The following is a 24817-nucleotide window of genomic DNA, read 5'->3' as shown; positions in this document are numbered from 1 at the left end:
CGCCCACTGGGCCGATGGTGGCGGGGAGTTCGCGGCGCTTACGGTTACCGCCATGAACTCCCCCTGGCAGGCCCTCACCCGGCCCCGCTACCTGCGCACCCGCTGGCCCTGGCGCTCGGCGGCGTATCTGCTGAGCGGTGCGCTCACCGGGATCCCGGTGCTGCTGGTGATCGTGCTGCTCGCCGTCTTCTCGCTGGTGGGCGTCGGGCTGCCGCTGCTGCTCCTCGTGGGGGTGCCGCTCGCCGCGGTCGAGCGCCGCAGGCTGCGGATCGCGGAGACCGAGCCCGCTCCGAGCCCGCACCGCGACCCCGCCGAACCGGGGCTGCTGGCCTGGGCGCGGCTGCGATTCACGGAGCAGGCGACCTGGCGCGAGCTCGCGTACGCCCTGCTGCACGCCCTGGTCCTCTGGCCGCTGGACCTCCTCGCCGTGGGCGTCGCGCTGGGGGCGCCGGCGGGGATGATGCTCGCCCCGGTGCAGCTCGCGGTGGACGGCCACGAGGCGCGGGTGATCAAGCTCTGGCTGGTGGACTCCTACCCGGCGGCCTTCGCGCTGGCCGCAGGCGGTCTCGTACTCCTCGCCGTGCTGCTCTATCCGCTCGGCGCACTGGCCGGCGCGCGGGCCGCCTTCACGCGGCTGCTGCTCGCCCCCAGGGAGTCGGAGGTGGCGCGCTCGCGGGCCCGCCTCGTCGACTCCTTCGACGCCGAACGGCGGCGCATCGAGCGGGACTTGCACGACGGGGCGCAGCAGCGGCTGGTTTCGCTCACCATGGCGCTGGGTCTCGTACGGCTGGACGCGCCGCCCGGGCCGCTGGCCGACCGGATCGGTGCGGCCCACGACGAGGCCGGTCAAGTGCTGGTGGAGATCAGGGAGTTGATCCGGGGCATCCATCCCCAGGTGCTGACCGACTACGGTCTCGGCGCGGCCCTGGAGGACGTCGCCGACCGCTCCGCCGTCCCCGTCGACACCGACATCGACGTGCCCCGGCTGCCCGGACCGGCAGAGACCGCCGCCTACTTCGCCGTCTGCGAGGCGCTCGCCAACGTCGCCAAGCACAGCGGGGCGACGGGCGCGCAGGTGCGGGCGCGCCACCGGCGCGGGCGGCTGACCGTCGACGTACGGGACGACGGCCACGGCGGGGCGGACCCGTCGCGCGGCACCGGACTGACCGGTCTCGCCGACCGCCTCTCCGTGCTCGATGGCACACTGTCGATCACCAGCCCGCCCGGCGGGCCCACCGTCCTGCGTCTGGAGATCCCGTGCCGCCCCTGTCCGTAGTGCTCGCCGAGGACAGTGTGCTGCTGCGCGAGGGGCTGACCGGACTGCTCGCCCGCTTCGGGCACGAGGTCGTCGCGGCGGTCGGGGACGCGGTGGCGTTGCCGGCCGCGGTGGCCGAGCACCGGCCGGACATCGTCGTCACCGACGTACGGATGCCGCCGTCGTTCCAGGACGAGGGGCTGCGCGCCGCCCTCGCCCTGCGCGCCGGGCAGCCGACCCTGCCGGTCCTGGTGCTCAGCCAGTACGTGCAGCGGTCGTACGCGGCCGAGCTGCTCGACACCGGCGACGGCACCGGCGTCGGCTATCTGCTCAAGGACCGCGTCGGCCAGGTCGAGGAGTTCGTCGCCGCGCTGGAGACCGTCGCGGGCGGCGGCACGGTGGTCGACCCCGAGGTCGTGCGGCAACTGCTGCGGCGCCGCCGCGACCCCCTGGAGAAGCTCACCCCGCGCGAGCGCGAGGTGCTCGGCCTGGTCGCGGAGGGCAAGTCCAACGCGGCCATCGCGCGGACGCTCGTCGTCACCGAGGCCGCGGTCGGCAAGCACATCGGCAACATCCTGGCCAAGCTCGGACTCCCGCAGGCCGACGACACCCACCGCCGTGTCCTGGCGGTCCTCGCCTACCTCAAGGGGTGATCTCCCCGGGGCGAGCGGACACGAAAAAGCCCCTCGCTCTCGCGAGGGGCTTTCTCCGTCTGTGCGCCGTCAGGGACTCGAACCCCGGACCCGCTGATTAAGAGTCAGCTGCTCTAACCAACTGAGCTAACGGCGCCTGGTGACTCGGACAAGAATACCTGGTCCGGAGGGGTGCTCCAAACCGGATTCAGATCGCCAGCGAGAGGACCACCGGAGCGGCCCGCCGGTTCAGGGTGTCCGCCGCCGCGCGCAGCCGGTGCGCGTGCTCCAGCGGGAGGGAGAGGGCCAGGCAGCCCACGGCCGAACCTGCCGTCAGCGGCACCGCCGCGCAGACCGTCCCCACCGCGTACTCCTGGAGGTCGAGCACCGGGACCGTGGCCGGCTGGCTGTCCAGCTTGGAGAAGAGGACCTTCTCGTTGGTGATCGTCTTGGAGGTCAGCCGGGCGATCTTGTGCCGGGAGATGTGGTCGCGGCGCCCGTTCTGGTCGAGCTGGGTGAGCAGGCACTTGCCGACCGCGCTGGCGTGGGCCGAGGAGCGGAAGTCCACCCACTCGTGCACCGCGGGCGTACGCGGACCGTCGGCTACCTGGGTGATCTTGACCTCGCCGTCCAGGTACCGGCTGATGTAGACCGCGGCGCCGAGCGAGTCCCGCAGCTCGGTCAGGGTCTCCTGGAGCTTGGCCTCCAGGGCCGCCTTGCGGGTGGCGCCGGAGCCGAGCAGGACGAGGGAGTCGCCGATGACGTAGGCGCCGTCGGTGATCTGCTCGATGTACCCCTCGCGGCGCAGCATCAGCAGGAGGGAGGTGAGGTGGACGATGGGGAGTCCGGTCTCGCGGGAGATCTGGGCGTCGGTGACGCCCCCGCCGTGCTTCGAGATCGACTCGAGGACGCGGAGTGCGTACTGCACCGAATGGAACGGCGCAGTCGGCTCGGGCTTCAGCGCCACGGTTCCCCCTACAGGTTGTGACCGCTTGCTCGCACACCACGATAGCGGCCAAGAGCCCTTCGCGGTGCGGGTGTTGACGAGAATGATGGAGTGCCGTAGCCCCGTACGCTGCGGGTCGCCACCGTGGCATATGCCAGAGTCACGATTGCGCGATGGATGCGGAGGTCAGGGGAGTGCGTCCATGGGCTCGGTCGTACGTTCGGGGCCCGGTTCTCCGAAGATTTTCTCCGGAGAACCGGAATCGATCAGCCCGATGCGCTACAGGACGGCACTGAGGAATTCGCGCGTACGGTCGTGTCCCGGCTCGCCGAACATCTGCTCCGGCGGACCGAACTCGATCACCTTCCCGGAGTCGAACATCATCACGCAGTCGGAGATGTCCCGGGCGAAGCTCATCTCGTGCGTGACGCACAGCATCGTGATGTCCGTGGTGCGGGCGATGTCGCGCAGGACGTCGAGGACGCCGGCCACGAGCTCCGGGTCGAGCGCGGACGTCACCTCGTCGAGGAGGAGCACCTGCGGGCGCATCGCCAACGCCCGTGCGATGGCGACCCGTTGCTGCTGGCCGCCCGAGAGCTGGCTGGGCTTGGAGCCGGCGCGGTCGGCGAGGCCCACCAGGTCCAGGAGGCCCTTGGCGCGCTCGGCGGCCTCGTCCTTGTCCATGCCGAGGACCCGGACCGGGGCCTCGGTGATGTTGCGCAGGACGTCCATGTTGGGGAAGAGGTTGAACTGCTGGAAGACCATGCCGATGTTCTTCCGTACCTCGCGGACCTGCTTGTCCGTCGCCGGGAAGAGCGAGTCGCCGTTGACCTTGATCGTGCCCTCGTCGGGCTTGAGCAGGGTCATCAGGAGACGCAGGATCGTCGTCTTTCCGGAACCGGAAGGTCCGATCAGGGTCACGTGCTTGCCCGGGTGCACGGAGAAGCAGAGGTCGTCGAGGACCGTGTTCTGGCCGAACCGCTTGGTGACGTTGTCGAAGCGGACCAGGTCAGTGGCCTTGACGGGCTCGATGGGCTCGGTGGTGGTGTCAGCGGACAAGGCGGCGCTCCAGGGCTCGTACAAGAAGAGAAGCCGGATAGGCGATGAGGATGAAGGCGACGCCGACGACGGTCAGCGGCTCGGTGTACTGGAAGGTGTGCGAGCTCTCCAGGCGGGCCTGGCCCAGCAGGTCCAGGACGCTGATCGCGACGACCAGCGGGGTGTCCTTCAGCATCGCGATGACGTAGTTGCCGAGCGCGGGGACCACCCGGCGGATCGCCTGGGGGAGGATCACCGCGGTCCAGGTGCGGGTCGTGGGCAGGGAGAGCGCGGTGGCCGCCTCCCACTGGCCGACGGGGACGGCGTCGATGCCGGCCCGGTAGACCTGCGCGGTGTACGTCGAGTAGTGGACGCCGATCGCCACCGTGCCGGTGGTCAGGGCGGAGAACTGCACACCCCAGTCCGGCAGGACGAAGTAGAGGAAGAACAGCTGCACCAGCAGCGGGGTGTTGCGGATGAACTCGGTGACGAGGTTCACCGGCCAGCGGATGAAGCGGGTCGGCGCCCGGAAGGCGATCGCCCAGACCAGGCCGAGTGCGAAGGAGAGCACCGAGCCGAGGGCGAGGATCTGCAGGGAGACCAGGAGGCCGTCCCAGAAGCGCGGCATGAAGTCCCAGACCGCGGACCAGTCCCAGCTGTTCACTTGGCACCTCCGGCGGCTACGGGCTGCAGGCCCAGGCCGGCTTTCGTCTTGCGTTCAAGTGCGCGCATTCCTCGGGTGAGGAGGAAGGCGATCACGAAGTAGATGACCAGGGAGATCGCGTAGATCTGCGCGCTCTCCTGGGTGGCGAGGCGCACCAGGTACGCGGCGAACGACACGTCGCCGACGCCGAGCAGCGAGACGAGCGCCGTGCCCTTGAGCAGCTCGACCAGGAGGTTCGAGAACGGCGGGATCATCTCCGGGATCGCCTGCGGCAGGCGGATCAGCCTCATCTGCTGCCACGGCGTGAAGTTGAGCGCGATGCCCGCCTCGCGCTGGGCGGGCGGTACGGCGTTCAGGGCGCCGCGCACGATCTCGGCGCCGTACGCCCCGTAGCTCAGCCCGAGCGCGAGGACGGCCGCCCACATCGGGACGAGCGCCCAGCCGAAGAGGTTCGGCATCACGAAGAAGATCCAGAACATCAGGACCAGCGCCGACGTGCCGCGGAAGATCTCCGTGTAGAAGCCCGCGAGGAAGCGGACGAAGCGCGAGCGGTGGGTGCGGGCCATGCCGACGCCGAACGCGACGACGGTCGCCAACGCGGCGCTGTAGACCGTCAGTTGGATCGTTATCCAGATGCCTGGGAGGACCCAGTGCTGCCACAGTCCTGACGTCATGCGCACAGCTCCTTGGCCGTCAGCGTGGTCATCTCCGCCTTGGTGAAGCCGAACGGCTGGAGCACGCGGAAGAGCTCGCCGCTCTTCTTCATCTTGTGGATCTCCACGTTGAAGGCGTCGCGGAGTTCGGTGTCGGTCGGGCGGAAGGTGAATCCGCCGCCGTCGATCTTCTTCTTGCCGTCGACGACCGCGGCGAAGGCCCCGGTCGCCTCGGCCTTGCTGGACTTCTTCACCACTTCGCGGGCGGTGAGCGCGGTACCGGCGAAGACGTCGACCCGGCCCGACTCGACGGCGTTGAGCCCCGCCACCTGGTCCTGGAGGATGACGATGTCCTTCTCGCGGTAGCCGGCGGCGACGGCGTAGGCGATCTCCGCGTAGCCGGTGCCGGTCGCGAACTTCGCCTTCTGCTTCACCACGTCCTCGTAGCTGTGCAGGTTCTTCGGGTTGCCCTTGCGGACGATGAAGGAGTCGAGCATCTGGTACTCGGGGTCCGCGAAGATGACCTGCTCGCAGCGCTCCTTGTTGATGTACATCCCGGCCGAGACGACGTCGAACTGCTGGGAGTTGAGGCCGGGTATGAGGGAGGCGAAGTCGGTGGCGACGGGCTGGACGTGGGCGACGCCGATCCGCTTGAAGATGATCTTCGCAAGCTCCACCGCCTCGCCGGTGAACTCGCCCTGGTCGTTGATGTAGCCGTACGGAACCTCGCCCGCGATGCCCAGGCGCACGGTCCCCTGCGACTTCAGCCGCGCCAGGGTGTTCCCCGACGGGACCTTGGCGCAGCCGGCAGCCCCGAGCGCCCCCGCGGCACCCAGGGCAGCCGTGCCGAACAGGAGGGAGCGGCGGCGTATCGCGCGCCGTGACGTGGTGTTGCTCTTCGAATCGTTCCTCGATGGTGGAGCCATGGCCGCGCGGCTACCCGGGCCCAGCCGAGTTATTCCGATCTTTTTTCGGGTAGCCAGGGGGGATGACCGACCGATTCATCGAAGTCTCGCTCGACAAGCGCGGTGTGAGCTGTACCGCGAAACTCCTCGACGACCTGGCCCCGGTGACCTGTGCGGCGGTGTGGGACGCGCTGCCTCTGGGCGGAGATGTCTACCACGCGAAGTATGCGCGTAATGAGATCTATGCCCTGTTCCCCGGCTTCGCCGAGCACGAACCGCCGCTGGAGAACCCGACGGTGACCCCCATCCCCGGCGACCTCTGCTACTTCACGTTCTCCGAGATATCCCTGGGCACGTCATCCCACGGCTACACGAAGAAGCACGCCACCCGGGAGCCCACCCCCGTGGTCGACCTCGCCCTCTTCTACGAGCGCAACAACCTGCTGCTCAACGGGGACGCGGGCTGGGTGCCCGGCATCGTCTGGGGCACGGTGGTCGACGGCCTCGACCGGATGGCCGAGGCCTGCCAGGACCTCTGGCGCGCGGGCGCGATCGGCGAGACGCTCAGCTTCCGGCGGGTGGAGCGGGGATAGTCGCCGCCGCCCCCGACTCGTAGAGCGCGTGGGCCGCTCGCAGCACCAGGGCGTCCTGGTGCCGGGCGCCCACCAGTTGGACCCCGATCGGCAGCCCGTCCGCGTCGACTCCGCACGGGACGGTGGCCGCGGGCTGCTGGGTCATGTTGAAGGGGTACGTGAACGGGGTCCACCCCGTCCACCGCCGGTGGCCCGAGCCCTTGGGGACCTCGGCTCCCGCCTCGAAGGCGGTGATCGGCATCGTCGGGGTCACCAGCAGGTCGTACGTCTCGTGGAAGAGGCCCATGCGGCGGCCGAGTTCGGCCCGTACGTCCATCGCCGCCAGATACTCCAGCGCCGAGTACCGCGCCCCGGCCGTCGTGATCTCCCGCAGCCCCGGGTCGAGTTGGTCCCGCTGCTCGCGGCTCAGGGACTGCGCGACGCGGGCCGCCCCGCTGAACCACAGGGTGTGGAAGGCCTCCACCGGGTCCGCGAAGTCCGGGTCCGCCTCCTCGATGTACGCGCCGAGCTCCGCCAGCTTCGAGACCGCGCCCCGTACGGCCGCCGCCACGGCGGGCCGCACCGCGACCTGGCCGCCGAGCGCGGGGGAGTAGGCGATCCGCAGCCCCTTCACGCCCTCGTCGAGGTGGGTGCGGTAGCTGGTGGACGGGGGTGCCAGCTGCGACCAGTCGCGGCTGTCCGGGGCGGAGATCACATCCAGCAGCAGGGCCGCGTCCGCCGCGTCCCGGGTCATCGGGCCCACGTGGGAGAGGGTTCCGAAGGCGCTGGCGGGGAAGAGCGGCACCCTGCCGTACGTCGGCTTCAGCCCGAAGATCCCGCAGAACGACGCCGGTATACGGACCGACCCGCCGCCGTCCGTCCCCAGTGACAGCGGCCCCGCACCCAGCGCGACGGCCGCCGCGCTCCCGCCGCTGGACCCGCCGGAGGTGCGCGCGCGGTCGTACGGGTTGCGCGTCACGCCCGAAAGGGGCGAGTCGGTGACGCCCTTCCAGCCGAACTCCGGGGTCGTCGTCCGGGCCACGAAGACCGCGCCGTGTTCGCGCATCCGTGCCACGGACGGCGCGTCCTGGGTCCAACTGCCCTGTGGATTCACGGTCTTCGAGCCACGCAGGGTCGGTCCGCCGCGCTGCAGCAGGATGTCCTTCACCGTGACCGGCACCCCGTCGAGGAGCCCCTGCGGCTCCCCGCGCCGCCACCTCCCGGCCGACTCCTCCGCCCGCGCGAGAGCCTCCTCGGTGTCGAAGCGGACGAACGCGTTGACCCGTGGCTGGATCTCCTCGGCCCGGGCCAGGACGGCGCGGGTGACGTCGACGGGGGTGAACGCGCCGTTCTCGTAGCCGGAGAGGAGTTGGAGTGCGGTCAGGCGGGTGAGTTCAGTCATGCTGGGGGACGTACCCACGTTTCTTGTCGACCACGTTCGGAAGTTGCTTCCCGGCTGCCCAGAGTTCGTACAACTCCAGGAATTGGGTGCCCAGTTCGTCGCGCCAGCCGACCGTGTCGCCGCTCATGTGCGGCGACACGATCAGGTCGGGCACGTCCCAGAGCGGGCTCTCCGGGGGCAGCGGCTCATGGGCGAAGACATCGAGCGCCGCCCCTGCGATCCACCGCTTGCGGACCGCCTCGACCAGGTCGTTCTCGACGACGAGCGCCCCGCGCCCGACGTTGATGAAGCGGGCGGACGGCTGCATCGCCCCGAAGGCGCGCGCGTCGAACATGCCGCGCGTGGACTCGGTGAGCGGCGCCGCGCAGACCACCCAGTCCGCGCGGGTCAGCAGCAGTGGGAGGTCCTCGGGGCCGTGCACCCGACCGCGCGCGGTGCGGCCCGTCAGCGCCACCTTCACGCCGAGCGCGGCGAGCGTGGTGCCGATCGCCCGGCCGATGGGGCCCGAGCCCACCACCACAGCCCGGGTGCCGGCCAGGCGCACCGTCTCGCGGTGGCGCCAGCGGCGCTGGCGCTGGAGCTCCAGCGTGCCGGGGAGGTCCTTCGCGAAGGCGAGGACGAGCCCGGCGACGTACTCGGCGATCGGCTGGTCGAAGATGCCGCGCGCATTGGTCACCACGGTGTCGGAGGCGGCGAGTTCAGGACAGAGGAGGTGGTCGACGCCGGCGCTCGCGGTGTGCACCCAGCGGGGCCTCGGGCCCTCGCCCGGCCAGGCGCGGCGTACCGCGTCGGAGAGGAAGTCCCACACCAACAGGACGTCTGCGGAGGGGAGTTGAGCGGCGAGCGTGTGCTCGTCGGCATGCAGGACGCGGGCCCGGCCGGTCAGTGCGCCCAGGCGGGGTGGCGGGTCGTCGTCCAGTACGAGAAGGGTGATCTCGGACATCGGTGCAGCCCTTCGACGGAGGTCGTCAGGATTTCGTCAGGGTAAGCACAAAGCAACGTCTGAGATGTACGGATTGACCGGGCTCGCGGCGTACCCCTACCGTCGGCACCAGTAGAGCCTCGTCAAGAACGGCCGCCTCACGTATGTCAGTTGGGGGCAGGTAAATGGACATCTCCTTTCTGGGCGGGCCCCAGCCGCAGTGCGGCGTCGGAGTCGTGGCCCCTTTCGATTTCGCGCTCGACCGGGAACTGTGGCGCTGGGTCCCGGACGACGTCTCGTTGCACCTCACCCGTACCCCGTTCGTCCCGGTCGAAGTCTCCCTGGATCTCGCCCGGCTGGTCAGTGAGCACGAGACGCTGCGCGAGGCGGTACGGGCGCTGATCGCGGTGGAGCCGCAGGTCGTCGCGTACGCCTGCACGAGCGGCAGCTTCGTCGGCGGGCTCGCCGGGGAGCGCGCGATGTGCGAGGCGATGACGCAGGCCGGCGAACTGCCGTCGGTGACGACGTCGGGGGCGCTGCTCGCGGCCTTCGAGGAGCTGGGGGTGCGGCGGATCGCGCTGGTCACGCCGTACACGGAATCGGTGACTTCCTCGCTGGAGGAATATCTTGCCGAGGCCGGGATAGCCGTCACCGGACGGGCTTTCCTGGGCCTCACCCGGCACATCTGGAAGGTTCCGTACCGCGATGTGGTCGACATGGCGCGGCAGGCGGTGGTGGGTGCGGCGGATGCACTGTTCATCAGCTGCACGAATCTGCCCACGTACGACGTGATCCCGCAGCTGGAGGCGGAGTTGAGGATGCCGGTGCTGTCGGCGAACCAGGTCACGATGTGGGCGGCGCTGCGGTCGATCGGGGCGCGGGCGGTGGGCCCGTACCAGCAGCTGCTGCTGGCGACGCAGCCCTCCCCGTCACCGTCCCCTTCCCCCGCTCCTGCCGAGCCGGAAGAACAGGGAGGCTGGACGGCATGACAGCGATCGGATTCCTCTACCCCGGACATTCGGCGGAGGACGACTACGAGCGCATGGAGCAGATGCTCGCCTCGGACAACGTCCGGCTGCCGGTGGTCCACACGGACATCGGCGAGGACGCGCACCGCGTCGACGCCCTGCTGGAAATGGGCGCGGCGGACCGGCTGGCGGCGGGCGTGGAGGAGCTGCGGCTGTCGGGGGCCGAGGCGGTCGTCTGGGCGTGCACGAGCGGAAGCTTCGTGTACGGCTGGGAGGGCGCGAAGGAGCAGGTCCGGGGCTTGGCGCTGGCGGCGGGCCTGCCAGCGTCCAGTACGTCCTTCGCTTTCGCGCACGCGGTACGGGCGCTGGGCGCGACCAGGGTCGCGGTGGCGGCGACGTACCCGGCGGACGTGGCGGCCCTCTTCGCGGACTTCCTGAAGGCGGGGGGAGTGGAGGCGGTCTCGGCGAGGTCGAGCGGGATCATCACGGCGGCGGAGGTCGGCACGTGGGGCCGCGACGAGGTGCTGGAGCTGGCGCTGGCGGGAGACGCGAGGGGCGCGGAACTGGTCCTGCTGCCGGACACGGCGCTGCACACGGCGGCGCACCTGCGGGAGCTTGAGCAGGTACTGGGCAAACCGGTGCTCACGGCGAACCAGGTGTCGGTGTGGGAGGGCCTGCGCCTGGCGGAACGCCGGGTGTGGTCGGAAACGCTGGGTCGCCTGTTCGCGCGCCCGGAGTAGGGATTTCCCCGCGCCGGGCAAAATCCAGCCCCTCCGGCGATTGAGGAGCGGGGTCCGGGGCGGAGCCCCGGAGGAGGCGCGCCCCCAGCACGGGTGCGGGAATAACCGGGGGGTGCCCCCAGTTGCCACTAGCCGTACGTACCGACGGCAGAAAAGGGCACCCCACGGTGGACGCGATCAAGGGCACGGCACTCGGAGACGCCCCCGTACCCCTCTCCGTACTGGACCTCGTCACGGTCGGCGCAGGCCGCACCGCCACCCAGGCGATCCGGACCGGCGTCGACATCGCCCGCCTCGCAGAGAGCCGCGGCTACCACCGGCACTGGGTCGCCGAGCACCATTCCATGCCCGGCGTCGCCTCGTCCTCGCCCGCCGTCCTCCTCGCGCACCTCGCCGCCCACACCACCCGCATCCGCCTCGGCTCCGGCGGCGTGATGCTCCCCAATCACGCCCCGCTCGTCATCGCCGAGCAGTTCGGCACCGTCGAGGCGATGGCCCCCGGCCGCGTCGACCTCGGTCTCGGCCGCGCCCCCGGCACCGACGGCGCCACCGCCGCGGCCCTGCGCCGCAGCGACAACCTCCTCGAGGGCGCGGACGAATTCCCGCAGCAGCTCAGCGAGTTGACCCGCTTCCTCGACGACGACTTCCCCGACGGCCACCCGTACTCCCGGATCCACGCCGTCCCCGGCCCCGTCCAGGGCCCCACCGGACGCCCCCCGATCTGGCTGCTCGGCTCCTCCGGCTTCAGTGCGCGCCTCGCCGGCACGCTCGGCCTGCCGTTCGCGTTCGCGCACCACTTCTCCGCGCAGAACACCGTCCCGGCCCTCGACCTCTACCGGGACTCCTTCCGCCCCTCGGCCGTCCTCGACGCCCCGTACGCCCTCATCGGCGTCTCGGCGCTCGCCGCCGACGACGAGAAGGAGGCGCACCGCCAGGTCCTGACCGGCGCGCTCTCCATGATCCGGCTGCGCACCGGCCGCCCCGGCCTCATTCCGACCCCCGAAGAGGCGGCCGCGTACACCTTCAGCGCGATGGAGCAGGAGTTCGCCGACAGCTGGCTCTCCAACGTCATCAAGGGCACCGCGGACGAGGTCCGCTCCGGCCTCGACGACCTGCAGAAGCGCACCGGCGCCGACGAGTTGATGATCACCGCGAACGCCCACGGCGGGGACGTCCGACTGCGTTCGTACGAGCTGATCGCGGACGCCTACAACCTGCCGAAGGCGTAAATCCTGGGTTACCGGAACTGCCTGGTCCAGATCCCGGCAGCCGCCCCGCCCACCCCGCCAAGATCGATTAACTCAGCCTTAAACCGCTCGTCACCCATGGTGGCGGGCGGTTTTTGTGTGCCCAACGCACCTCCACCGTAAGCGGTTTCACGGCCAAATTGGTCTAGTCCTCAATTTGGTTCAGACCATTGACTCGGTGCTGACGGGGTCGCTATCTCTACTCCACGACCGACCTCACCCGCTCCCCACCGGAGGCTGTAAGTGCGCTCCCGCAGACCCCTGATCGCGGCCCTGACCACCGCCGCGCTCGCCACCGGCGCGCTCGGCGCGCTGCTCGGCCTCGGCTCCACCGCCGAGGCCGCGGCGACCCCGTCCACCGGTGGCGTGAAAATCGCGTACTACGACCAGTGGAGCGTGTACGGCAACGCCTTCTACCCCAAGCAGCTCGACACCCGGGGCATCGCGGGCAAGCTCGACGTCATCAACTACTCCTTCGGCAACATCCACCCCACCGACCTCACCTGTTTCGAGGCGAACAAGGCGGCGGGCGACGACAACAACCCCAGCGCCGGTGACGGTGCGGGCGACAGCTACGCGGACTACCAGAAGTCCTTCTCCGCGGCCGACAGCGTCGACGGCACCGCCGACAAGTGGGACCAGCCGATCGTGGGCGTCTTCAACCAGTTCAAGGAGCTGAAGGCGAAGTACCCCAAGCTGAAGATCAACATCTCGATCGGCGGCTGGAGTTACTCCAAGTACTTCTCCGACGCGGCCAAGACCGACGCCGGCCGCAAGAAGCTCGTCGCCTCCTGTATCAAGCAGTACATCCAGGGCGACCTGCCCGTCGACGGCGGCTACGGCGGCGCGGGCGCGGCGGCCGGGATCTTCGACGGCATCGACATCGACTGGGAGTACCCGGCCTCGGCCGGCGGCCACCTCGGCAACCACACCGACCCCGCCGACAAGCAGAACTTCACGCTCCTGCTCGCCGAGTTCCGCAAGCAGCTGGATGAGTACGGCACCGCGCACGGCGGCAAGAAGTACCTGCTCACGGCCGCTCTCCCGGCCGGCCAGGACAAGATCAAGAACATCGAGACGGACAAGATCGGCGCGTATCTCGACTACGCCAACATCATGACGTACGACATGCACGGCGCCTGGGACGCCGACGGCCCGACCTACCACCAGTCGCCGCTCACCTCCCCGGCCAACGACCCCACCGACGCCATCGCCCCCGGCACCGAGAAGTACTCGGTCACCAACGCGATCGACGCCTGGCTCGACGGTGACTCCACGTACGGCATCACCGGCGGCTTCCCCGCCAACAAGCTGACCCTCGGCTACGAGTTCTACTACCGCGGCTGGAAGGGCGTCCCCGCCGGCACCGCCAACGGCCTCGCCCAGAGCGCGACCGGCGCATCGGCCGCCCGCCCGCTCAGCGCCCAGGCGGGCATCGCGTACTACAAGGAGCTCGGCGGCATCGTCGACAACCCGGCGACCACCTTCTGGGACGACGCGGCGAAGGCCTCGTACTTCTACAAGGACGGCGAGTTCTTCACCGGCCTGAACCAGAAGTCGATCCAGGCCCGCGCCGACTACGCCCACAGCCGGGGCCTCGCAGGCGCGATGATGTACTCCCTGCTCGGCCTGGACGCCAACACGACCCTGTTCAACCAGATCGTGACCGCGGTCGGCTCCTCCCCGTCCTCGACCCCGGACCCGACGCCCACGGCGACCGCGAGCCCCACCCCGACCCCGACCGCCACGGCGTCCCCGAGCCCGACCGCGACGGCCACCCCGCCGGCCGGCAGCTGCACGGCGCCCGCCTGGGACAAGGCGGCGACGTACACGGGCGGCTCGACGGTCTCGTACGGCGGTCACACCTGGAAGGCCCAGTGGTGGACCCAGAACGAGGTCCCCGGCACCACGGGCCAGTGGGGCGTCTGGACCGACCTCGGCGCCTGCTGACCGGATGACCATCTGAACCCCCCACAGGGGCACGGTGATTCGGGGTCAGGCCGGCAGCGGACTGACCCCGATCATCGTGTCGATCTTCTCCGGCGCGACCGCACGCGAGTACAGCCACCCCTGCCCGGTGTCGACGCCGATCCGCCGCAGCCGCGCCGCCTGCTCGGGCGTCTCCACGCACTCGGCGGTGACGGTCAGCCCCAGCCGGTGCGCCAGCTGGACGAGCGTCTCGACGATCACCTCGTCGGCCGGGTTGGGGTGCGTACCGCCCTCGTCGTACTGGAAGCCGCGCACGAAGGAGCCGTCCAGCTTCAGTACGGAGACGGGCAGGCGGCTGAGATAGGCCAGGTTCGAGTAGCCGGTGCCGAAGTCGTCGATGGCGATCTGCACGCCCATGTCGCTGAGCGCCTGCAGAGCCTGCAGCGGACGCCCCGCCGACCCCATCACCGCGGACTCCGTCAGCTCCAACTGCAGCAGTTCCGGGGCGAGTTCGGTCTCCGCGAGAATGCCCGCCACATCGGCCACCAGATCCGAGTCCCACACCTGGCGCACCGCGACGTTGACGCTCACGAAGAGCGGCTCCTCGTCCGGATGGTCGAGCTGCCACTGCCTGGCCTGGACGCACGCGGTCCGCAGCACCCAGCGCCCCAGCTGGACGATCGAGCCGTCCTCCTCGGCGATACCGATGAACCGATTCGGCGCGAGCATGCCGAACTGCGGGTGCCGCCAGCGCACCAGCGCCTCCACGCCCCGCACCACTCCGTCCGCCATCCCGACCAACGGCTGGTATTCCAGGGTGAATTCACCCCGCTCGACGGCGGGGCGCAGCGATGACGTGAGCGCCTGGCGGGTCATCCGGTGGGCGTTGCGCTCCGGGTCGAAGAGGGTCCAGCGGGCCTTGCCGTCCGCCTTCGCCCAGTAGAGCGTCGTGTCCGCGGCCTGCATCAGACCGGTCGCCGTGGTGCCCGCCGCGATGCGCTCCACGACCCCGATCGAGGCCGACACCGAGAGCCGCTGGCCGGCCAGGTCGAACGGCTCCTGGAGGGCGACGAGCACCGACCTGGCGAGGTCGGCGAGCTGTTCCGTACCCGTGGAGTCCTCGACGAGCAGTGCGAACTCGTCGCCGCCGAGCCGGGCGACCAGATGGCCGCTGCTGCGGGTGTATCCGGCCTGGTCGGCGCAGGTGGTGAGGCGGGCGGCGACGGCGCTGAGGAGCCGGTCGCCGACGCGGTGGCCGAGTGTGTCGTTGACCGCCTTGAAGCCGTCGAGGTCCAGATAGCAGAGGCCGATCCTGCCGGTTCCGCTCTGCCCGCAGGAGGAGGTGTCGAGGGCGGCGGAGAGCCGCTCGAAGAACAGGGTGCGGTTGGGGAGGCGGGTCACCGGGTCGTGCATCTGCAGGTGCCGCAGCCGCGCCTGGAGCTCGCGCCGGTCGCTGATGTCGGAGACCGAGACCAGCACGCTGGAGCTGTCGGGTACGGGGGCGACGCTCACCTCGGCCCAGAGCGAGTGCCCGTCGGGGTGCTTGAGGCGGCGCGTGCAGCGGAAGCGGGAGCGGCGGCCGCGGAGCACCTCGCGGTAGGCGTGCCAGGTGCGGGCGTCGGCGGCCAGGTCGACGAGGTCGGCGGCGGGCCGTTCGGTCAGCGAGGCGGGGTCGGTGCCGAGCAGTGCGGCGAGGGCGTCGTTGGCGGTGACGACGAGGCCCTCGCGGTCGACGACCGCCATGGCGAGCTGGGCCGCGTGGAAGGCGGCGCGGTAGTCGCGCAGCTCGGAGGCGGTCCGGCCGACAGCATGACGCTCCGTGACCGTAAGCCGGGGTGTGCGCGGCGTACCGGGCGCCTGGCTCGGTCCGTCGGAGGTTCCGCTCACCGCTCGCTCCCGCAGGGCAGTTGTTCTCGTACAGATGGAATCCGGCGAGGTAAGTGTGCCGATCATAGAGGCTGGCGCAAGGGCCCAGCCAGCTTCGCCACCGTACTCCCGCAGTGATGCGGAGCACCCTGTGCTCGCGGTCGATCGTTTCTGCGCGGGTGTGATCGAGGTGGCTCTTGCTCGTGATCGTTTGTGACTTTCCGTGAAGTGCCGGGGTGTTCGGTCGGTCACCCGACTGGGGCATCGGAACAGTGCGAAACCTCCCAAATCACCACAGTGTGGGTGGGGTGTTCCGCATCCGTTACCCGGAGGTCGACGTGGAGCGTCATCCGACACCCGGGGGAGTGGACCGCCGCCTGCGCAGTACGGCGGCCGGCCTCACTTCCCTGTTGGCGCTCGCCGCCATCACTCTGGCGGCAGGTCCCGCCGTCGCCGCATCGGCGGCCGCCGGGCCCTGCGCGCTGCCGCGCACGGGCGCGCACCACTCGCTGGGCCTGGACAGCTGGAATTCCGCGTACACCCGCCCCGACAAGGCGCTCGACGCGGTCATGATCTTCCTGTCCTTCCCGGACTCGGAGCCGCTGTCCACCCCCGAGGAACTCGCGGGCGACTACTTCCCCGCCACCAGCAACTTCTTCCAGCGCGCCTCGTACGGGAAGTTCACGCTGCGCCCGCATCCGCTGAAGCAGTGGATCCAGATGCCCGAGTCGGCGACCTCGTACGACATAGAGCGGGACTGGGACGCCGACCGGCGCACCGCCTATCTGCGCGACGCGGTCGCCGCCGCGGACCCCTCGGTGGACTTCGGCAAGTACGACGTCGTCTATCTCGTCGCCGATCCGGACGCCCCCGGGGTCAACGCCGACGCCACCAAGGTCGTCAACTTCGACACCCCGATGCGGGCCGACGGCCACGACCTCAAGCGCCTGGTCACCGTCTTCGAGCAGCACCCGCCGGACCGCAACGTGCTGGCCCACGAGACCGGGCACGTCTTCGACCTGCCCGACCTCTACCACCGGCCGACGGACGGCAACGGCGACTGGGACACCTACGTCGGCGACTGGGACGTCATGGGCAGCCAGTTCGGGCTCGCCCCGGACTTCTTCGCCTGGCACAAGTGGAAGCTGGGCTGGCTCGACCCGCGCCAGGTCGCGTGCGTGCAGCGCGGCGGCGGCGGGCGCCTCACCCTGGACTCGCTGGAGTCGCTGCCCGCCCGCGGCGGGGGCGGTGGCGGGACGCGGCTCGCGGTCGTACGGACCGGGGACGACAGCGTCATCGCCATCGAGGCCCGCTCGTCCACCGGCAACGACCGCTCGACCTGCACCGAGGGCGTGCTCCTGTACCGGGTGCGCAGCGGGACGGAGTCGGGCGGCGGGCCCGTCGAGGTGATCGACACGCACCCGAGGACCGCGGCCTGCTGGGACCAGTCGGTCTATCCGCAGCTCGCCGATGCGCCGCTCCGGGTCGGCGAGACCTTCACGGTGCCGGACGACGGGACGAGGGTGCAGGTGACCGACCGGACGCGGTCGGGGGCCTGGACGATCAGGGTCACGCCGGGTCCGGCGTAGGAGCGCGTGAGCACACGAAGAAGCCCCTCGCAGGTGAACCTGCGAGGGGCTTCTTCTGTCTGTGCGCCGTCAGGGACTCGAACCCCGGACCCGCTGATTAAGAGTCAGCTGCTCTAACCAACTGAGCTAACGGCGCCTGGTGACGTCGTAGACATTAGCACCCTGATCGGCCGGAGGAAAAATCGATATCCGCGGGGAGGACACCGAGGTCGCACGGGCTGCGCGTACGCAGGCCCAGAGCATCACCTCGGGCCCCGGGAGCCAGGGGTGGCGGGTGTCGGGGGCGACCACCCAGCGGGCCCCGGCGGGGGCGTCGGTACGGGCCGGCGACGGTACGGTCACGGCGTCGCCGACGCCGTGACAGAGCAGCGGCGGCACTTCCGAGCCCCACTCCTCCCAGTCGAGGAGCGAGGGCAGTCGCTGGGCGGTCCCCGGGGCGGTGAAGAGCAGCATCCGGCCCCGGTGCGTGGCGACCGGGCCGCACCCCGGGCCCTCCGCCCATAAGGCGTCCAGCATCCGCCGGCCGAACATCGCGGGCACATTGACCACGTCGAAGGCCGACCCGCAGGGCAGGACGACCGGGGCGACGGGCCGGGACTCCCACAGCGAGAGCGTGGAGCGCGGGTAGGCGACGGCGGAGGCGAGCCAGGCGGCGCCCGCCGGGGTCACCTCGGCGGCCTGGGTGTGGGTGCGGTCGCGGTCGCTGTCACGGAGGAGGGAGAAAACGTCGCTCATGGGATCTAGATCTACCGGCTGTGACGGTTCCACTTCTGAGGGTTGGCAGAAACCGGGACAGGGCGGGCCGGCGGGGAGTATCTTGCGGTCCGGCATATGCCAGTCGGCTATGGGCGGGTGGTGTCCATTCCTTCGCGTGCGACCCTCGCACCGTTCGGCACTGGCGGGCCTCTCGGGCTTCGGGCCGCTGTGCCGGACTCCGTCCGGCGCGCGGGGGTGCTAGGAGGTGGCGTCCTTCAGGAGGTCGCGGCCGAAGTCGATCATTTTCTTCGCGTAGTCCTCCGTCCACTGGGCGCGGTCCGCGATGTCGGCCGCGGTGAGGCGGTCGAAGCGGCGGGGGTCGGCGAGCTGGGCCGCGGCGACCGCCTGGAACTCCGTTGCCCGGTCGGCCGCGGCGCGGAACGCCAGGGTCAGCTCCGTGGCCCGGGTGAGCAGGGCCGCGGGATCGTCCATCGACTCCAGGTCGAAGAAGTGCTCGGGGTCGGTGGCCGCCTCCGAGGGCTCGAAGAGGAGGGGCGCGGGACGCAGACGCCGTGGCTGCTCGCTCTGGTCGGACTCCGCCATGGGTTGCTGCTCCTTCGTGGTGCTGTGATGACCACCGTCCATTGTCCAACGCCGCGCAAGGGGGCCTGCCCTGCCCTTGGTGGTTACGGCTGGTACGGCACCCGGTGTTCTGCCAGGTGGGCCAGGACCGCGTGGTTCGCCTCCCAGCCGTCCGGGGCTGTATTCATTTGCCGCCTCCGGCGGCGTGCCGGACTCCGTCCGGCGATTGGGGTCCGGGGGTGAGGGCCGGGGCTCGCGTCAGCTGGTCCAGGGCACCCGGTGTTCCGCGAGGTGGGCCAGGACCGCGTGGTTCGCCTCCCAGCCGTCCGGGAACTTCAGCGTCACTCCCAGGTGGACCGGTTCCGTCGAGGGGTGTTCGTCCAGGAGCTCCGCCACGCCCTCGCGGCAGACCACGATGCACGCGTGGCGGTGGCGGGAGGCCAGGACGCAGAGGCGGCCCGTCTCCAGGTGGAACGCCGTCGCGTCGGGGCGGCCCGACAGGGGGTGCAGGATCACCGTCACGTCGAACTCGCGGCCCTGGAGGCGGTTGGCGGTGTCCACCGCGACGCCCGTCACGCCCAGGTCGGACAGGGCTGCCCGTACCGCCGCCGCCTGGTCCCGGTGTGCCGTCCCCACCGCGATCCGGTCCGCCGTCAGCGGGACCGGGTCGGCGGACTGCTCGCTGAGGGCCGCGCCGCCGCGGTCCAGGAGGCGGCGGACCGTGTGGGCCAGGGCCCTGACCGCCTCGGGGTCGGTGCGCGGGGTGTGGCGGGCGGGGAGCTCGAGCAGGGCCCAGCCGGACTCCGCCGCCTCGTCCAGGGCCCGGTCGGGCGCCGTGCCGTCGGACGGGACGCCGAAGGTCAGGCGCCGGTCGCCGTGGTCCGTACCGCTGCGGAAGGGCGTGTACGGGTAGAACGCGCTCGACACCAGCGGGGCCGCCGAGGCCGGCAGGCGCCAGGAGACCGGGAGGCGGTGCTGGGGGAGGTCCGGGTTGTGGGCGAGGAGCGTGGAGACCGCGCTCGCCGAGGGGTCGTAGGACAGGCCGGCCCATTGGTCTGCTCCGACCACCGAGAAGGGGTCCAACTGGCCAGGGTCGCCCACGAACAGGGCCCGCTCGAAGAGGCCCGCGACGGCGAGGAGTGCGTCCGAGCGCATCTGGTACGCCTCGTCGACGATCGCGTGCTGCCAGGGGTCGACGTTCTTGACGTGGGCCCACTTCGCGGCGGTCGAGATCACGATGTCGAGGCCGGTGAGGTCGGCGGCCTTGGACGACTTGCGGACGTTCGGGAGGTCGTCGAGGACCTTGTCGTACGGGTCGGGGTCGCTGCTGTGGAGGCGGCCGACGGGGAGGTCGGGGTCCTTGTCGGCGAGGCGGACCACCAGGTCGTCGACCTGGGCGTTCGTCTGCGCGATGACCATCAACGGACGCCCTGCGGCGGCGAGTTCGCGGGCCGCACGGACCACGAGGGTCGACTTCCCCGCGCCGGGCGGGGAGTCGACGACGACGCCGCGGGCGGCGTCGTGCAGCGTCGAGTCGAGGATGGCTTGTGTGGCGCGGGCGGCTTCCGCGCCGGGGTCGAAGCCGGGGGAGGGGGTCACTGGGCGTCCTCCGAGGGCGTGTGGGGTCGGCCGGTGCAGGTCGCGCCCGGTCGAGCGGGGGTGAGCGAGCAGGGCCGCCCTGTTCCTGCGGGCGCCGGGGCCGGGGTGAACGTCACAGGACGTCCTCCGTCGTTACGGGGTCCGGGTTCTCCGCCGTCGTGCCCGGGGGGCCGCCGTGGGTCCAGGGGGTGTCCTCCTGGGCGGGGAGGTCCGGGCCGCCTCGGGAGGAGTGCTCGAAGAGCGTCCAGCAGATCCGGTCGCCCTTCTCGGGGACCGTTCCGGGGGCCGGGTCCTTCGAGCGGCCCATCCCGTTGACCAGGCGCAGGGTGAGCGTGCCGTCCTCCTCGTACGCGACGAACTCCGCGCTCTGCGGCTTGCCTTCGAGGGAGCGGTGGACCTTGGCGCGCTCGGCCAGGTGCGGGGCGTCGTCCGTACGGAACGCGATCAGGGGGCGGGGGGACGGGCGCTTCGACTCGCTCCACGCCATCGTGACGTCGACGACCTCGCCCGCGAACGCCTCGCCCGCGAGGCGGCGGCCCGCCATGACGAGCGGGTCGTCCAGGGCTTCCTGGGCGTCGAGTTGGGCCTGCGCGGTCTCCCGGGAGGCCAGTTTCTGGGCGGCCGTCACGGCGTCGTCGCGGCGCGGCTGCGGGGGTTCGCCCGCGCGCACCCGGTCGCGGTGGCCGGTGAAGGACCAGCGGTCGCGGGTCCAGCGGTCGGTGGCGCGGGGGCCCTCGGGGAGGGTGCGGAGGTGGTCGATCGAGCGCCAGACGGCGTCCCAGGTGGGGCGCATCACGGCGTTGAGGACCTCGCGGATCTGCCGCTCGGCGGCGGCGAGTTCGGCGAGGTGGGCATCGGCGGCGAGGCCGTCCTCGGCGGTCGCCAGGGCCTGGCGGGCCCGGTCGTGGCGCTCGATGGCGGGGGCCAGGAGCTTGTTGTCGAAGGCGGGGTCGGTGGCCGGGCCCGCGGGCGGGCAGATCAGCTGTCCCTTGGGGTCGCGGTCGAGCTCGGCGTGGAGCGCGGCCTCGGCCCCGGAGGTGCCCTCGGGCGGGTCGATCCAGGCGAGCAGGGCGCCCAGGTGCTGGTCCTCCAGCGTGGACTGGCCCGTTGCCCAGTGCCGGTTGAGGAGATCGGTCGCCGAGAGGAGGAGCGAGGAGCCGGGGACGCGGGCGCGCTCTCCGTAGTGCGTCAGCCAGCGGCCGAGGAGGGGGACGCGCGGGGGTGCGGGGTAGGGGGTCTCCGGGTCTTCCTCGGCGGTGCGGCGGAAACGCATGGAGCGGCCGAGGAGGCGTACGAAGTCGATGCCGGCGCGGCTGGGGAGGATCAACTGGGGTGCGTCCGCACAGAGTTCGACCTCGACCTTGGCCTTCTTGCCGGTCTCCGAGTCGAGTTCGTTGCGCTCGGCGGTCTCGATGTTGTCCGTGAAGGTGTCGATGTACGGGAGGACTGATTCGGCCAGCTCGGCGAGGAACGCGAAACGGAGGTCGCGGTCGCGGGGCTGGGTGACGGTGAGCAGGCGGGGGGCGTCGCGGTCCGTGCCGACGAGGGCGCCGAGGGGGGCGCCGGCTTCGCCTGCGGTGGTGAGGGGGACGAGGACGAGGGGGTGGTCGGAGAGGTGGCGGTGGCGGACTGTGGCGGTGGGCTGGGCGCGGCCGGCCTCGACGGCTTCGAGCCGCGCGAGCGTGCTGATCAGCGACACGGGTGCATCTCCTCCGCTGCGCGGGGCTGATTCCCCAACCCCGCCCCTTCCCGAACTGGGGCTGCGCCCCAGACCCCCCGGGCCCCGGTAAGCGGGGGCTTCGCCCCCGGCGCCCCCGTACGCGACCTTCGGTCGCGTGTCCTCAATCGCCGGACGGGCTGGATTTGCCTGGTGCTCAGCACGCAGCACCCCCAAGCGCCTCCGACCGCAGCGCCGCCGCCCTGCGGAGGGCAGCCACCGTGGGGTCGTCCGGGTCGCCCGCGACCCCCCGCGCCGCGGCCAGCACTGCATCCACCGTTCGCAAGCCCCCGAGCTCCCCCCGCACGCTCCTCCCCAGCGTCTCCACCGCCCCCGCTTCCCGCGAGCGCCCGCGGCAGTGGAAGGCCAGTTCGCATGCGGCCAGGCACTCCGGGGCGTACGCCGCCTCGACCTGCTCTACCGCCTCCTTCAGCTCTTCCTTCGGCAGGCCCGGGTCGAACGTCGTGCCCTCGGGGAGCGTCTCCGCGATCTCCTCGATCCTCGTGAGGCGGGTCAGCTGGCGGCGGGTCACCGACAGCTGTTTGCGTACGTCGACGACCGACGCCGTCGGCAGGTTCGAGAAGTCCTTCGGGCAGACCAGCAGCACCCGGTCGTGGACCGAGGCCCCCGTCGTACGCGCCGCCACCCGCTCCAGCGCCAGTACGTACACCGCGGACTGGCGCGCCGCAGCCCCCACCTTCGCCGCGTCCGCCGCCGCGTCGATCATCGGGAAGGACTTGATCTCGATCACCGTCCAGCGGCCGTCCGGCGCCACCACCACCGCGTCCGGCTCCAGGTAGACGGGCGATCCCGCCACCTCCAGCGCCAGCATCGGGTGGTCCAGGAACGTCCACCCGTCCGACTCCGTCGCCTCCCGCAGCGCCAGCGCCGTACGGGCCGCGCGGCCCTCCGGGCCTGCCGCCGAGAGGTCCGGGGTGGAGACCGCGGCGTCTTCGGGGCGGTCCGGGGCGAGCAGCCGCAGCAGTTCCGCGCCGCCGTCCGCCTTGACCTTCGCCTCGAAGGCGTTCCCCCGCATGAAGGCGAACTGCGACTGGCCGAAGCCCGAGGGCGAGCCGAGCGCGTTCGCCAGGACCGCCTTGTTCACCCCGGCGCCGTCGAGCAGCGCCCGGCGTCTGCAGCCGGGGTTGGCCGCGAGCGCGGCCAGGGCGCGGGCGTCCAGCGGCTGGGGCGCGACCGTGGGGCCGCGCAGCTCAGCGAGCCGCTGTCGAAGTGCCGTCGTCGGCGGGTGCGTCGGCAGATGCGGAGGAGGTCCGCTGGCCAGGGATGCGCTCACCCGCGGAAGTCTTGCATCCGGCACTGACAATCGGGGACGGAGCGGGAGTTGTGGTGGCCGAGAAGCGTGCGCGCACCCGGTCCGTGAGAGCCAGCGCGGGCTTCGTGAGCAGGAAGCCGACGCCCATCACGGCCGCCCCCGCCAGCGCGTCGAAGAAGTAGTGGTTGGCCGTCCCCATCACCACGAAAGTGATGGTCAGCGGGTACGCGACCGCCAGCACGCGGGCCAGCGGAGTCCGTCCGTAGCGCCACAGCATGACCCCGCACCACAGCGCCCAGCCGACGTGCAGGCTCGGCATCGCCGCGAACTGATTCGTCATTCCGCCCATGCCGCGCGGCGCGCTCGCCTCGCTGCCCCACCAGCCGTACGAACTGAACTGGGCCATCGTGTCGACGAAGCCCTCGCTCGCCGCGAGCAGCCGCGGCGGACAGGTCGGGAGCAGCGTGAAGCCGATCAGGCCGAGCAGCGTGGAGATCATCAGCCAGGTGCGGGCCGCGCGGTACTGGACGGGGCGGCGGCGGAAGAGCCAGATCAGCACGGCCGGGGTGACCAGATAGTGCAGGGAGGCGTAGATGAAGTCGGCCGGTATGCCCACGGCCGGGGTGTGCGTGAGGAAGCGGTTCAGCGGGTGCTCGAGGTTGAGATGCAGGAACTTCTCGGCCCTGAGTATCTCCAGGCCGTGGTCGACCGCGTCCGCGGTGGAGCCTCTGGCCAGCAGGCGCCCGCCCGAGTAGGCCGAGTAGACCACGGCTATGAGCAGCAGCTCGGTCCACCAGCGGGGCCTGGTGCGGGGCTCGCTGTACGGCATCCGAACGCTCTCCATCGTGTGAGTAAACGAGGGCAGGAATGCCCAGCGTTCAAATGTACGGGTTCCGTCGACGGGGGCGTCCGCCGCCCCGTCCTACCCCTCTGACGCGGGTTTCGGCTCCGAGGTTGCGTCCGTCCCACGTACGGGATGATGGAAGACGAACAACAGGCACGATGAGTAGGGAGTGGAGCCGTCGTGGCACCGCGCATGCTGCTGGCCCGGCACGGGCAGACCGAGTGGTCGCTCTCGGGCAGGCACACCGGCAGGACGGACATCCCCCTCCTCGAGGAGGGCCGCCGCGGCGCGAAGCTCCTCGGCGAGCGGCTGCACCGGGCGCCGTGGGACGCACTGCCGGACACCGACGTGCTGACCAGCCCCCTCGTCCGCGCGAGCGAGACCTGCGAGCTGGCCGGCTTCGGGGAGCGCGCGCAGACGTGGGACGCGCTCATGGAGTGGCACTACGGGGAGTACGAGGGCATGACGCCGCCCGAGATCCAGGCGATCAGGCCGGGCTGGTTCATCTGGCGCGACGGGGTCCCCGGCGGCGAGTCCGTCGCCGACGTCACCGCCCGCGCCGACGAGGTGATCGAGAAGATCCGCTCGGGCGGCCGCGACGTCCTGGTCTTCGCGCACGGCCACATCCTGCGGGCCCTCGGCGCGCGCTGGCTCGGCTACGACCTGGACTTCGGTGCCCGCATCCGGCTCGCCCCGACCTCGCTGTCCGTGCTCGGGTGGGCGTACGACGCCCCCGCGGTCGAGCGGTGGAACGACACCGGGCACCTGGAGCAGTAGA

The 24817-nt window shown here is 71.2% G+C and carries 23 protein-coding genes and 2 tRNA genes; 9 read left to right on the top strand and 16 right to left on the bottom strand.

The features are described from left to right. Positions 1–52: 52 nt before the first annotated feature. Both OG707_RS13140 and OG707_RS13135 read left to right on the top strand, forming a co-directional pair. Entirely contained in the window at positions 53–1276 is a 1224-nt protein-coding gene (locus OG707_RS13140; RefSeq protein ID WP_329117700.1) for a sensor histidine kinase, read from the top strand. Further along, positions 1276–1908, top strand: a complete 633-nt coding sequence (locus tag OG707_RS13135; protein WP_329127765.1) for a response regulator transcription factor — start codon at positions 1276–1278, stop codon at positions 1906–1908. The genes OG707_RS13140 and OG707_RS13135 overlap by 1 nt, the downstream gene beginning before the upstream one ends. A 62-nt stretch (positions 1909–1970) precedes the next feature. On the opposite strand, the gene OG707_RS13130 is transcribed toward OG707_RS13135, so the two are convergent. From OG707_RS13130 to ehuB, 6 genes are all read right to left on the bottom strand, one after another. Further along, positions 1971–2044: transfer RNA gene (locus OG707_RS13130), tRNA-Lys, on the bottom strand. A gap of 51 nt (positions 2045–2095) precedes the next feature. After that, positions 2096–2854, bottom strand: a complete 759-nt coding sequence (locus OG707_RS13125) for an IclR family transcriptional regulator (RefSeq protein ID WP_329117698.1) — start codon at positions 2852–2854, stop codon at positions 2096–2098. 258 nt (positions 2855–3112) lie between these two features. Next, on the bottom strand, positions 3113–3892 hold the full coding sequence (locus OG707_RS13120) for an amino acid ABC transporter ATP-binding protein (protein ID WP_329117697.1): 780 nt from the start codon (positions 3890–3892) through the stop codon (positions 3113–3115). After that, a complete protein-coding gene (ehuD, locus tag OG707_RS13115; protein WP_329127764.1) occupies positions 3882–4499 on the bottom strand; it encodes an ectoine/hydroxyectoine ABC transporter permease subunit EhuD in 618 nt (205 codons plus the stop codon). The genes OG707_RS13120 and ehuD overlap by 11 nt, the downstream gene beginning before the upstream one ends. A gap of 32 nt (positions 4500–4531) precedes the next feature. After that, positions 4532–5209, bottom strand: coding sequence for an ectoine/hydroxyectoine ABC transporter permease subunit EhuC (gene ehuC, locus OG707_RS13110; protein WP_329117695.1), 678 nt, complete (start codon positions 5207–5209; stop codon positions 4532–4534). Continuing rightward, a complete protein-coding gene (gene ehuB, locus OG707_RS13105; RefSeq protein ID WP_329117693.1) occupies positions 5206–6114 on the bottom strand; it encodes an ectoine/hydroxyectoine ABC transporter substrate-binding protein EhuB in 909 nt (302 codons plus the stop codon). Before ehuB ends, ehuC begins: the two co-directional genes overlap by 4 nt. Before the next feature lie 62 nt (positions 6115–6176). Between ehuB and OG707_RS13100 the strand changes: the two genes are divergently transcribed. Beyond that, the gene (locus tag OG707_RS13100) at positions 6177–6686 is read left to right on the top strand and encodes a DUF3830 family protein (RefSeq protein ID WP_329117692.1); all 510 of its coding nucleotides are present in this window, start codon (positions 6177–6179) and stop codon (positions 6684–6686) included. On the opposite strand, the gene OG707_RS13095 is transcribed toward OG707_RS13100, so the two are convergent. Together OG707_RS13095 and OG707_RS13090 are read right to left on the bottom strand one after the other, a co-directional pair. Beyond that, entirely contained in the window at positions 6658–8067 is a 1410-nt protein-coding gene (locus tag OG707_RS13095; protein ID WP_329117690.1) for an amidase, read from the bottom strand. The two genes, OG707_RS13100 and OG707_RS13095, sit on opposite strands and share 29 nt — an antisense overlap. Beyond that, the gene (locus tag OG707_RS13090) at positions 8060–9010 is read right to left on the bottom strand and encodes a D-2-hydroxyacid dehydrogenase (RefSeq protein WP_329117688.1); all 951 of its coding nucleotides are present in this window, start codon (positions 9008–9010) and stop codon (positions 8060–8062) included. Before OG707_RS13090 ends, OG707_RS13095 begins: the two co-directional genes overlap by 8 nt. A 164-nt stretch (positions 9011–9174) precedes the next feature. On the opposite strand from OG707_RS13090, the gene OG707_RS13085 reads away from it, so the two are divergent. From OG707_RS13085 to OG707_RS13070, 4 genes are all read left to right on the top strand, one after another. Continuing rightward, positions 9175–9978 carry a maleate cis-trans isomerase family protein gene (locus OG707_RS13085; RefSeq protein ID WP_329117687.1) on the top strand — a complete coding sequence of 268 codons (804 nt, stop codon included), beginning with the start codon at positions 9175–9177 and terminating at the stop codon, positions 9976–9978. Next, positions 9975–10697: a maleate cis-trans isomerase family protein gene (locus OG707_RS13080; protein ID WP_329117686.1), complete on the top strand. Its 723-nt coding sequence runs from the start codon at positions 9975–9977 to the stop codon at positions 10695–10697. Before OG707_RS13085 ends, OG707_RS13080 begins: the two co-directional genes overlap by 4 nt. A gap of 167 nt (positions 10698–10864) precedes the next feature. After that, positions 10865–11926 carry an LLM class flavin-dependent oxidoreductase gene (locus OG707_RS13075; protein WP_329117685.1) on the top strand — a complete coding sequence of 354 codons (1062 nt, stop codon included), beginning with the start codon at positions 10865–10867 and terminating at the stop codon, positions 11924–11926. Between the two features lie 261 nt (positions 11927–12187). Beyond that, entirely contained in the window at positions 12188–13894 is a 1707-nt protein-coding gene (locus OG707_RS13070; protein ID WP_329117684.1) for a glycosyl hydrolase family 18 protein, read from the top strand. A 45-nt stretch (positions 13895–13939) separates the two neighbouring features. Here the strand turns inward: OG707_RS13070 and OG707_RS13065 are convergent, their stop codons facing one another. Further along, on the bottom strand, positions 13940–15760 hold the full coding sequence (locus OG707_RS13065; RefSeq protein WP_329117683.1) for a putative bifunctional diguanylate cyclase/phosphodiesterase: 1821 nt from the start codon (positions 15758–15760) through the stop codon (positions 13940–13942). Positions 15761–16038: 278 nt separating this feature from the next. Between OG707_RS13065 and OG707_RS13060 the strand changes: the two genes are divergently transcribed. Further along, complete coding sequence (locus tag OG707_RS13060; protein WP_443071324.1) at positions 16039–17328, top strand: M6 family metalloprotease domain-containing protein; 1290 nt, start codon at positions 16039–16041, stop codon at positions 17326–17328. Positions 17329–17390: 62 nt separating this feature from the next. Here the strand turns inward: OG707_RS13060 and OG707_RS13055 are convergent. From OG707_RS13055 to OG707_RS13025, 7 genes are all read right to left on the bottom strand, one after another. Continuing rightward, positions 17391–17464 (bottom strand) — tRNA-Lys (locus OG707_RS13055). Continuing rightward, positions 17455–18063: a bifunctional DNA primase/polymerase gene (locus tag OG707_RS13050; protein ID WP_329117682.1), complete on the bottom strand. Its 609-nt coding sequence runs from the start codon at positions 18061–18063 to the stop codon at positions 17455–17457. The genes OG707_RS13055 and OG707_RS13050 overlap by 10 nt, the downstream gene beginning before the upstream one ends. 219 nt (positions 18064–18282) lie before the next feature. Next, complete coding sequence (locus OG707_RS13045; protein ID WP_329117681.1) at positions 18283–18627, bottom strand: hypothetical protein; 345 nt, start codon at positions 18625–18627, stop codon at positions 18283–18285. Between the two features lie 237 nt (positions 18628–18864). After that, the gene (locus OG707_RS13040) at positions 18865–20205 is read right to left on the bottom strand and encodes an AAA family ATPase (protein ID WP_329117679.1); all 1341 of its coding nucleotides are present in this window, start codon (positions 20203–20205) and stop codon (positions 18865–18867) included. Between the two features lie 112 nt (positions 20206–20317). Next, on the bottom strand, positions 20318–21904 hold the full coding sequence (locus tag OG707_RS13035; protein WP_329117677.1) for a hypothetical protein: 1587 nt from the start codon (positions 21902–21904) through the stop codon (positions 20318–20320). 175 nt (positions 21905–22079) lie between these two features. Beyond that, positions 22080–23216, bottom strand: a complete 1137-nt coding sequence (locus OG707_RS13030) for a hypothetical protein (protein ID WP_329117674.1) — start codon at positions 23214–23216, stop codon at positions 22080–22082. Then, positions 23134–24024: a phosphatase PAP2 family protein gene (locus tag OG707_RS13025; RefSeq protein ID WP_329117672.1), complete on the bottom strand. Its 891-nt coding sequence runs from the start codon at positions 24022–24024 to the stop codon at positions 23134–23136. The genes OG707_RS13030 and OG707_RS13025 overlap by 83 nt, the downstream gene beginning before the upstream one ends. 195 nt (positions 24025–24219) lie before the next feature. Here OG707_RS13025 and OG707_RS13020 point away from each other — a divergent pair, with 195 nt between their 5' ends. Then, positions 24220–24816, top strand: a complete 597-nt coding sequence (locus tag OG707_RS13020) for a histidine phosphatase family protein (protein WP_329117671.1) — start codon at positions 24220–24222, stop codon at positions 24814–24816. The last annotated feature ends 1 nt before the right edge of the window (position 24817 follow it).

Source organism: Streptomyces sp. NBC_01465 (assembly GCF_036227325.1).
Taxonomy (GTDB): domain Bacteria; phylum Actinomycetota; class Actinomycetes; order Streptomycetales; family Streptomycetaceae; genus Streptomyces.
The sequence above is the reverse complement of the archived record's forward strand: the minus strand, read 5'-3'. Positions and strand labels throughout refer to the sequence as shown.

Bases quoted from the DNA above. Each gene is read 5' to 3' on its own strand.
- OG707_RS13140 (WP_329117700.1), top strand. From the start codon at position 53: ATGAACTCCCCCTGGCAGGCCCTCACCCGGCCCCGCTACCTGCGCACC.
- ehuD (WP_329127764.1), bottom strand. From the start codon at position 4,499: ATGCCGCGCTTCTGGGACGGCCTCCTGGTCTCCCTGCAGATCCTCGCC.
- ehuC (WP_329117695.1), bottom strand. From the start codon at position 5,209: ATGACGTCAGGACTGTGGCAGCACTGGGTCCTCCCAGGCATCTGGATA.
- ehuB (WP_329117693.1), bottom strand. From the start codon at position 6,114: ATGGCTCCACCATCGAGGAACGATTCGAAGAGCAACACCACGTCACGG.
- OG707_RS13100 (WP_329117692.1), top strand. From the start codon at position 6,177: ATGACCGACCGATTCATCGAAGTCTCGCTCGACAAGCGCGGTGTGAGC.
- OG707_RS13095 (WP_329117690.1), bottom strand. From the start codon at position 8,067: ATGACTGAACTCACCCGCCTGACCGCACTCCAACTCCTCTCCGGCTAC.
- OG707_RS13090 (WP_329117688.1), bottom strand. From the start codon at position 9,010: ATGTCCGAGATCACCCTTCTCGTACTGGACGACGACCCGCCACCCCGC.
- OG707_RS13085 (WP_329117687.1), top strand. From the start codon at position 9,175: ATGGACATCTCCTTTCTGGGCGGGCCCCAGCCGCAGTGCGGCGTCGGA.
- OG707_RS13080 (WP_329117686.1), top strand. From the start codon at position 9,975: ATGACAGCGATCGGATTCCTCTACCCCGGACATTCGGCGGAGGACGAC.
- OG707_RS13050 (WP_329117682.1), bottom strand. From the start codon at position 18,063: ATGAGCGACGTTTTCTCCCTCCTCCGTGACAGCGACCGCGACCGCACC.
- OG707_RS13045 (WP_329117681.1), bottom strand. From the start codon at position 18,627: ATGGCGGAGTCCGACCAGAGCGAGCAGCCACGGCGTCTGCGTCCCGCG.
- OG707_RS13025 (WP_329117672.1), bottom strand. From the start codon at position 24,024: ATGCCGTACAGCGAGCCCCGCACCAGGCCCCGCTGGTGGACCGAGCTG.